General features: G+C 67.2%; 6 protein-coding genes. 5 read left to right on the top strand and 1 reads right to left on the bottom strand.

Annotated elements, in window-relative coordinates; all coding sequences use genetic code 11:
- Positions 1–357 precede the first annotated feature (357 nt).
- Together Q4F73_RS09945 and Q4F73_RS09940 are read left to right on the top strand one after the other, a co-directional pair.
- Positions 358–1,128 carry an ABC transporter ATP-binding protein gene (locus Q4F73_RS09945; protein WP_303359193.1) on the top strand — a complete coding sequence of 257 codons (771 nt, stop codon included), beginning with the start codon at positions 358–360 and terminating at the stop codon, positions 1,126–1,128.
- Positions 1,129–1,136: 8 nt separating this feature from the next.
- A complete protein-coding gene (locus tag Q4F73_RS09940) occupies positions 1,137–3,701 on the top strand; it encodes an ABC transporter permease (RefSeq protein WP_303359192.1) in 2,565 nt (854 codons plus the stop codon).
- Between the two features lie 79 nt (positions 3,702–3,780).
- Here the strand turns inward: Q4F73_RS09940 and Q4F73_RS09935 are convergent, their stop codons facing one another.
- Positions 3,781–5,199, bottom strand: a complete 1,419-nt coding sequence (locus Q4F73_RS09935; RefSeq protein ID WP_303359191.1) for a sodium:alanine symporter family protein — start codon at positions 5,197–5,199, stop codon at positions 3,781–3,783.
- 210 nt (positions 5,200–5,409) lie between these two features.
- Between Q4F73_RS09935 and pgm the strand changes: the two genes are divergently transcribed.
- The 3 genes from pgm to Q4F73_RS09920 all read left to right on the top strand — a co-directional run bounded on the left by pgm (position 5,410) and on the right by Q4F73_RS09920 (position 8,456).
- Positions 5,410–7,068, top strand: coding sequence for a phosphoglucomutase (alpha-D-glucose-1,6-bisphosphate-dependent) (gene pgm / locus Q4F73_RS09930; protein ID WP_303359190.1), 1,659 nt, complete (start codon positions 5,410–5,412; stop codon positions 7,066–7,068).
- Positions 7,069–7,258: 190 nt separating this feature from the next.
- On the top strand, positions 7,259–7,696 hold the full coding sequence (locus tag Q4F73_RS09925) for a MauE/DoxX family redox-associated membrane protein (protein WP_303359194.1): 438 nt from the start codon (positions 7,259–7,261) through the stop codon (positions 7,694–7,696).
- A gap of 28 nt (positions 7,697–7,724) precedes the next feature.
- Complete coding sequence (locus Q4F73_RS09920) at positions 7,725–8,456, top strand: thioredoxin domain-containing protein (RefSeq protein WP_303359189.1); 732 nt, start codon at positions 7,725–7,727, stop codon at positions 8,454–8,456.
- Positions 8,457–8,582: the final 126 nt, after the last annotated feature.

The raw sequence follows: 8,582 nt of genomic DNA, 5'->3' as shown, positions 1-8,582 counted from the left end.
GGTACTGCACTCGGGAGGGTGTGGGAGAGTAAGTTACCGCCGACCTAAAATTTCATGTCAAAGACCTCTGTGCTGCGCCGAACACTCGGCACGGCACAGAGGTTTTTGCGTTTTCCCCGACATGTGACCTGCCGGGTGCCGGCAACCGTGCGCAATGGCGCACTGGAACCGGGAGGTTGCCTCGGATTCCCACTGACGTGCATGAACGGGTACCGTCGTGGGGGTTGCCTGATTTCCCTTCGACACTGACCGGTTTGACATGGACGATTGTCAGGGAAGACCCCGATGATTCGTCGGTGTCGGGGGGACTATCGTGGCCATGTGAATACAGCTGAGTGCAGGAAGTGACATCCCATCATGACAGACAACGGGTCCCCCGTGACCGAGAACCCTTCGCCGACGGTGGACTACGCCGCGCGCGCAGTTGAGCTGCACAAGCAGTACGGCGAGGGGGAGACCGCAGTGACGGCCCTGGACCACATCAACGTCTCCTTCGCCAAGAACCAGTTCACCGCGATCATGGGGCCCTCGGGTTCCGGAAAGTCCACCCTCATGCACTGCATGGCGGGCCTGGACTCCGCATCCTCGGGTTCGGCTTTCATCGGCGACACGGACCTGTCGCGGCTGCGCGACAAGGAGATGACGGACCTGCGGCGTGACCGCCTGGGCTTTATCTTCCAGTCCTTCAACCTGGTGCCCACGCTGACGGCCGCCGAGAACATCACCCTGCCCTCGGATATTGCGGGGCGCGACGTCGATAAGCAGTGGTTCGAGGAGATCACCACCCGCCTGGGCCTGGCCGAACGCCTCACCCACCGGCCCGCGGAGCTCTCCGGCGGCCAGCAGCAGCGCGTGGCCTGTGCCCGCGCACTCGTCTCGCGCCCGGAGATCATCTTCGGCGATGAGCCCACCGGCAACCTCGACTCCAACTCCGCAGCCGAGGTGCTCAGCATTCTGCGTACGGCGGTGGACCAGGACAATCAGACCGTGGTCATCGTCACCCACGACGCCAAGGCCGCCTCCTATGCCGACCGCGTGGTCTTCCTCGCGGACGGGCAGCTGGTCAACGAGCTCATCGACCCGTCCATGGACGACATCCTCGCCGCCATGGCCGGCGTCGAGCGCTAGGGGAGACCGTGGCCAAGAATTCCACCATGCGCAAGGTCAGCCTGCGCAACATCGCCGCGCACAAGCTGCGCCTGGCGCTGACGGTGCTGGCGGTCGTGCTCGGCACGGCCTTCATCTCCGGCGCCTTCATGTTCACCAACTCCCTGGATTCGACCTTCAAGTCCGCCGTGAGCAGCGCTTATGACGGCGTCGACGCCGTGGTCACCCCGGGCGAGGACATGCCCGGTATCTCGGCGCAGCTGAGGGAGGAGATCGCGGGCGACGAGAAGGTCAACGACGTCAACATGACGGCGTCGCAAAGCGTCGTCATGGCCAACGACCAGGAGGAGCCCTTCCAGGTCGGCAGCGGAACGTCCTCGCTGTCGATCTGGTACGAGTCCGACCAGGTGGTCGGGGCCTCACACTCGCTCATCGAGGGCGAGGCCCCGGCGGCGGCCAACGAGATCGTGCTCAACCAGGACGGCGCGGAGAACTTCGGTATCGCTGTCGGCGATGAGCTGCTGGTCGTCGACCCGCAGGCGCGCCACGAGGTCACCGTCACCGGCATCTACGAGCAGGAGCTGGACTCGAGCTCCACGCTCACCGCGTACATGCCGCAGGACGACTTCCTCGAGCGCTACACCCTGGATGGAGTGACCAACCAGCTCATCCTCTCCGCGGCGGAGGGCACGAGTGACACGGACCTGGTGGCCCACCTCGCCGACACCTACGAGGGCATCGAGGTGCGCACCGGCGACGCGCTCGCCGAGGAGATCACCGAGGCGATGTCGCAGGCACTGGCCTTCGTCAACTACTTCCTCATCGCCTTCGGACTGGTGGCCCTGCTCGTGGGCACCTTCCTCATCGCGAACACGTTCTCCATGATCGTCGCGCAGCGCACCAAGGAGTTCGCCCTCCTGCGCGCGCTCGGCGCCGCCCGCCAGCAGATCACCCGTTCCGTGGTGTTCGAGGCCTTCATCGTCGGCCTCATCGGCTCCGCCCTCGGCGTGCTCGCCGGCATCGGGCTCGTCGCCGCCATCAAGGCGATCATGGCGATGCGGGGCCTGGCCATGCCCGAATCAGGACTGGGCTTATCGACGTCCGCAGTCCTCGTCCCCATCCTCCTGGGCACCCTGGTCACCATCATCTCCGCCTGGATCCCGGCCCGCCGGGCAGGCGAGGTCAAGCCGGTCGAGGCGATGCGCTCCAGCGAGGCCTCGACCGACCAGCCGCTGAAGGTCCGTACCATCATCGGCGTGGCCCTCATGGGCATCGGTGTGGCGGCGGCCGTCGCCGGGGCGATGCTGGAGGACTCCTCCACCTCCACCCGCGCGATCCTCGTCGGCGTCGGTGCCGTCGGTGTCATCGTCGGCTTCTTCTTCGCCGGTCCCGCCCTGTCGCTGCCGATCGTGCCGACGCTGGGCCGCATCGTCGGTCTGCCCTTCGGTGCCGTGGGCAAGCTGGCGTCGACGAACTCGCGCCGCAACCCGCGCCGCACCGCCGCCACGGCCTTCGCGCTGACCCTGGGTGTCGCCCTGGTCACCGTCATCGGCATGCTCGGCGACACCATGAAGGCCTCCATCTCGGATGTCGTGGAGAACAACGTCTCCGCCGACTTCGTCCTCTCCGGGCCGACGAACGCCAACTTCCCGACACCCGCCGACACCCCGGACGCCGTCCGCGATGTCGAGGGCGTCGAGCGCGTGCTCACCATGTCGACCGCGCCGGTGCTGGTCGACGGCGTCGCCTCCCAGCCCTTCGGACCCCAGCCGATGACCATGGTCATCGACGGCGATGTCACCGACATGGCACAGCTCGAGGTCACCGAGGGTACCTCCGACCTGTCGACCACTCCGGGCGCGCTGGTGACCACGGACTTCGCGCAGAGCAACGGCTGGTCGCTCGGCGACACCCTCGAGCTCACCGCGCCCGGACTGGGTGCTGCTCCCCGCGAGATCGAGGTCGTCGGCCTCTACCAGCCGGACAGCATGGTCCAGAACATGGTCATCTCCGACCAGTCGGTCGAGGGCATGCTGCCCCCGGGGGCCATGACCGTGGCCATGGTCGGTGTCAACGCCGACGGCTCGGTGAGCGAGGATGAGCTCCGCGCCAACCTCGAGGAGGCCGTCTCCGGGCTCATCGTCGTGCAGGTGATGAGCAAGGAGGAGATGGCGGGCCAGGCCGGCCAGGCCATCGACATCATGCTCAACATCCTCTACGCGCTGCTGGCCCTGGCCGTCATCATCGCGGTGCTGGGAATCGTCAACACCCTCACCCTCGGTGTCATCGAGCGCCGCCAGGAGATCGGCATGCTGCGCGCCGTCGGTTCCCAGCGCCGCCAGATCCGCACCATGATCACGCTGGAGGCCATCCAGGTCGCCGTGTTCGGCGCCGTCATGGGCATCCTCATCGGTCTCGGCCTCGGCTGGGCCTTCCTCGAGGTGCTCAAGGATCAGGGGCTGGACACCATCTCCGTGCCGTGGGGGCAGCTGGGGTGGATGCTCGCCGGCTCCGGTGTCGTCGGTGTCGTCGCCGCGATCTGGCCCGCCGGCCGGGCCGCCAAGACCCCGCCGCTGGACGCCATCTCGGACTGACACCGGGACCATCCCGGGGACAACAAACCGCCCGCTCCTTCCGATGGAAGGGGCGGGCGGTTTGTCGTCGATAAGCGGGCTACTTCCAGTCGCTGCCCTGCGCGCGCAGGAACGCGGCGACCTCCTCCGGGGTCGCGCGCAGCTTCGGGTCGAACGTGAGGTAGGCCTTCGTCTCGCGCGCCACCAGGCCGGAGAGGATGAGCAGGCCGACCAGGTTCGGCAGGGCCATGAGGCCGTTGGCCAGGTCGGAGAAGGACCACACGAGGTCGAGCTCCACCGTGGCGCCGATGAGGACGGTGAAGGTGAACAGCATGCGGTAGGGGATGGTGCCCACGCGGCCGACCAGCGACTCCAGGGAACGCTCACCGTAGTAGGACCAGCCGATGATGGTGGAGAACGCGAAGAAGATGATCGACAGCGACACGATCGTGCCGCCCCAGTCGCCGGGCAGGGCCGTGGAGAAGGCGTTGGCCGTCATGACGCCGGCGGTCTCGCGGCCGGTGTCCCACACGTCGGCGGTGACGATGACCAGGCCGGTGATGGTGACGACGATGAGGGTGTCGATGAAGGTCTGGGTCATGGACACCAGACCCTGGCGGACCGGGTGGGAGGTCTTCGCGGCGGCCGCGGCGATGGCGGCCGAGCCCATGCCGGACTCGTTGGAGAAGATGCCGCGGGCGACACCGAACTGGATGGCCAGCATGATGCCGGCGCCGACGAAACCACCTGTGGCCGCGGTGCCGGTGAAGGCGTCGGTGAAGATGAGCGCCAGGGCGGCCGGGATCTGGTCGGCCGAGAGGATGAGGACGAGGATGCCGGCGGTGACGTAGAGGATGATCATCATCGGGACGAAGGCGGCGGTGATGCGGCCGATGGCCTGGATGCCGCCGAGCAGGACGGCGCCGACGAAGATGAAGATGATGACACCGGTGATCATCGGGTCGATGCCGAAGGTGCCCTCCATGTTGGAGGCCACGGCGTTGGCCTGGGTGAGGTTGCCGATGCCGAAGGAGGCGATGACGGCGAATGCGGCGAAGGAGAACGCCAGCACCTTGCCCAGGGGACCGGAGATGCCGCGCTTGAGGTAGTACTGCGGGCCACCGGAGATCTCCCCCTTGGCGTCCGTGGTGCGGAAACGCACGCCGAGGAAGGCCTCGGTGTACTTCGAGGCCATGCCGACCAGGCCGGTGACCCAGATCCAGAACAGGGCGCCCGGGCCGCCGACGGAGATGGCGGTGGCCACGCCGACGATGTTGCCCACGCCGACGGTGGCGGCCAGCGCGGTCGTCAGCGCCTGGTAGTTGGAGATGTCGCCCTTGCCGTCGGTGTCGGAGTTGTCGATGAGGCCGTGGCGCATCGCGCGTCCCAGGGTGCGGAACTGGATGCCGCCGAGGCGGATGGTCAGGTAGAGGCCGGTGCCGAGGAGGAGGGGGATGAGGACGAACGGTCCCCACACGACACCACCGGCGGTGTCGAAGACGTTCTGCAGCGTTTCCATGGGCCAAAGGTACTCCCGGGCAGGCGAGGAGGCGACGGCTTGTCGACGGTCGGGCCGCAATGTCGTTCAAAGGGCGGAGGTGCACTGCCCCCTGCCGGGGGTGGTCGGTCAGCGGCAGGTGAGCGCACCCGTGCGGTCCGGGGGGCGGGCGACGACAATGGGAGGGGACTGCTGTCACCAACTGGTGTACCCCGGATTTCAAGGAGAGACATGGCACACGAGCGCGCAGGCCAGCTGGCCCGCCCCGAGGACCTCATCGACATCGCGGAGCTGGTCACCGCGTACTACACCCGCGAGGTCGACGTGGACAACCCGGACCAGCAGGTGGCCTTCGGCACCTCCGGGCACCGCGGATCCTCCCTGGACAACGCCTTCAACGAGCAGCACATCTGGGCCACCACCCAGGCGATCGTCGACTACCGCCGCGAGAACTCCATCGGCGGGCCCGTCTTCGTCGGCCGCGACCCGCACGCCCTGTCCGAGCCGGCGATGGTCTCCGCCCTCGAGGTGCTCATCGCCAACGACGTCCCCGTGCTGGTCGACGACCGCGGCCGCTACACCCCGACCCCGGCCGTCTCCCACGCCATCCTCGCCCACAACGCGGACCTGGCCGGGGGCGTGACGGGCACCGACCCGAAGCGGGCCGACGGCATCGTCATCACCCCCTCCCACAACCCGCCGCGCGACGGCGGCTTCAAGTACAACCCGCCGTCCGGCGGGCCGGCCGACACCGACGCCACGGACTGGATCGCGCAGCGCGCCAACGAGTACCTGCGCGCCGACCTGGAGGGCGTGAAGAAGACCCCGGTCAGCGGCGTCCTCGACGAGCGGGCCGAGAAGTACAACTTCCTGGACACCTACGTCCGGGACCTGCCGAGCGTGGTCGACATCGCGGCCATCCGCGATTCGGGCCTGTCCATCGGCGCCGACCCGATGGGTGGTGCCTCCGTCGACTATTGGGGTGCCATCGCCGACACCCACGGGCTCAACCTCACCGTGGTCAACCCCGAGGTCGACGCCACCTGGCGTTTCATGACCCTGGACACCGACGGCAAGATCCGCATGGACTGCTCCTCCCCGGATGCGATGGCCTCGCTCATCGCCAACCGCGACAAGTACGACATCGCGACCGGCAACGACGCCGACGCCGACCGCCACGGCATCGTCACCCCCGACCACGGCCTCATGAACCCGAACCACTACCTGGCCGTGGCCATCGAGTACCTCTTCGCCCACCGCCCGGACTGGGCCCAGGACACCGCCGTGGGCAAGACCCTGGTGTCCTCGTCGATGATCGACCGCGTCGTCGCGCAGCTGGGGCGGAAGCTCGTCGAGGTGCCGGTCGGCTTCAAGTGGTTCGTGCCGGGGCTGATCGACGGCTCCGTGGGCTTCGGCGGCGAGGAGTCCGCCGGTGCCTCCTTCCTGCGCCGCAACGGCCAGGTGTGGTCCACCGACAAGGACGGTCTCATCCTCGACCTGCTCGCCGCGGAAATCACCGCCGTCACCGGCAAGACCCCCTCCCAGCGCTACGCGGAACTGGCCGCCGAGTTCGGCGCCCCCGCCTACGCGCGCACCGACGCCGAGGCCAACCGCAAGCAGAAGGCCGTCCTCAAGGCCCTGTCCCCCGAGCAGGTCACGGCGACCGAGCTGGCCGGCGAACCGATCACCGCGAAGCTCACCAATGCGCCGGGCAACGGTGCCGCCATCGGCGGACTCAAGGTCACCACCGAGAACGCCTGGTTCGCGGCCCGCCCCTCCGGCACCGAGGACAAGTACAAGATCTACGCCGAGTCCTTCCAGGGTGAGGAGCACCTGCGCCGGGTGCAGGAGGAGGCCCAGGCTGTGGTTTCCCAGGTGCTCGCTCAATAGCAACTGTGATTTTGATCTGTATGGAGGGTTTGCTCTGGGCCCGTGGTACGCGTGTGCACTAAGGTCTGTGGATGTGTCCACCACTGAACAGGCCGTGACGGCCACCACAGGCACCCGGGAGTACCCGGGTGACGGATCCGACGTCGATACGCACGGCGGCGGATTCTGGGCCGGCCGCAACGGCCAGCGCATTCTCGACGCCATCAGCGCCTTCGCGCGCTTCTACATGGCGTATGTGTGGATCTCGGCGGGCATCCCGAAGCTCAACGACCACATGAACATGACGCAGGCCATCGCCGCGTACGAGATCTTCACCCCCTACTGGGCGGATCTGCTGGCGCGGCTCATCGGCCCGCTGGAGATCGCCGGCGGAGTACTGCTCCTGCTCGGCCTCTTCCTGCGCCGGTCCAGCAAGGTGGCGGCCTTCGTCATGATCCTGTTCATCGTGGGCGTGGCGCAGGCCTGGGCCCGCGGACTGGCCATCGACTGCGGCTGCTTCAACATCGAGCCCAACGTCGATGAACAGGCGATGGACTACTTCGTCACCATCCTGCGTGACCTGGTGTTCCTGGCGCTGACCCTGTGGACGGTCTACCGACCCTTCAAGCGCTTCGCCATCTACCCCTGATACATCCCGAATAATAAGGAAAAGAAACGTGAGCAAGTCCACCAAGGTCAGCAACCCGAACTCCAAGGGCGGCAGCGGCTTCATCTGGGCCATCGTCGCGGTCATCGCCATCGCGGCCGTGGTCATCGGGTTCATCGTCATGTCCGGCCAGGGCAAGAAGACCGAGCACCTCGCCGACCGCGAGTCCATCGACGTGACCTTCGAGTCCGAGTTCTCCGACAACGCCATCACCCTGCGCTCCGCGAACGCCGCCGCCGACGCCGAGGTGGTCGACCTCTACGAGGACTTCTCCTGCGGTTACTGTGGCCAGCTCGCCGTGAACACCGATGAGCAGATGCAGGCCGCCATCGAAAACGGTGACCTGGTGGTCAACGTCCGTACCCTCAACTTCCTCGACCGCGGCAGCATCGACGGTCACTCCACCCGCGCCGCCGCAGCCGTGACGGCGCTGGCCGAGGCCGGCGAGACCGACGCCTACTGGAACCTGCGCTCCTACCTCATGGAGGACCAGGAGGAGGTCTTCAACAAGTGGTCCAACGACGACTTCGCCAACGCCGCCCAGCAGCTGGGTGCCTCCGACGCGTCCGTCGAGAAGATCCGTAGCGGTGAGAACGTCGAGTCCGCCAACGCACTCGCGACCGCCAACGCCGACAAGCTCAACGCCGAGACCGGTTCCGTCTCCTCGCCGCGTGTCCTCCAGGACGGCCAGGATGTCGACGTCGCCGACATCAACCAGTGGATGGACGTCGTCCTCGGCTAAAAGGCGGCAGCCGCACAACCAGGGGATTTGTTTCTGAAGCGCGTGGGCGTGTACATTGAAGCAAGTTCCAAGGGGCTATGGCGCAGCTGGTAGCGCACCACACTGGCAGTGTGGGGGTCAGGGGTT

The organism is Corynebacterium sp., from assembly GCF_030535495.1.
In the GTDB taxonomy this organism is placed as follows: Bacteria; Actinomycetota; Actinomycetes; order Mycobacteriales; family Mycobacteriaceae; genus Corynebacterium.
The sequence above is the reverse complement of the archived record's forward strand: the minus strand, read 5'-3'. Positions and strand labels throughout refer to the sequence as shown.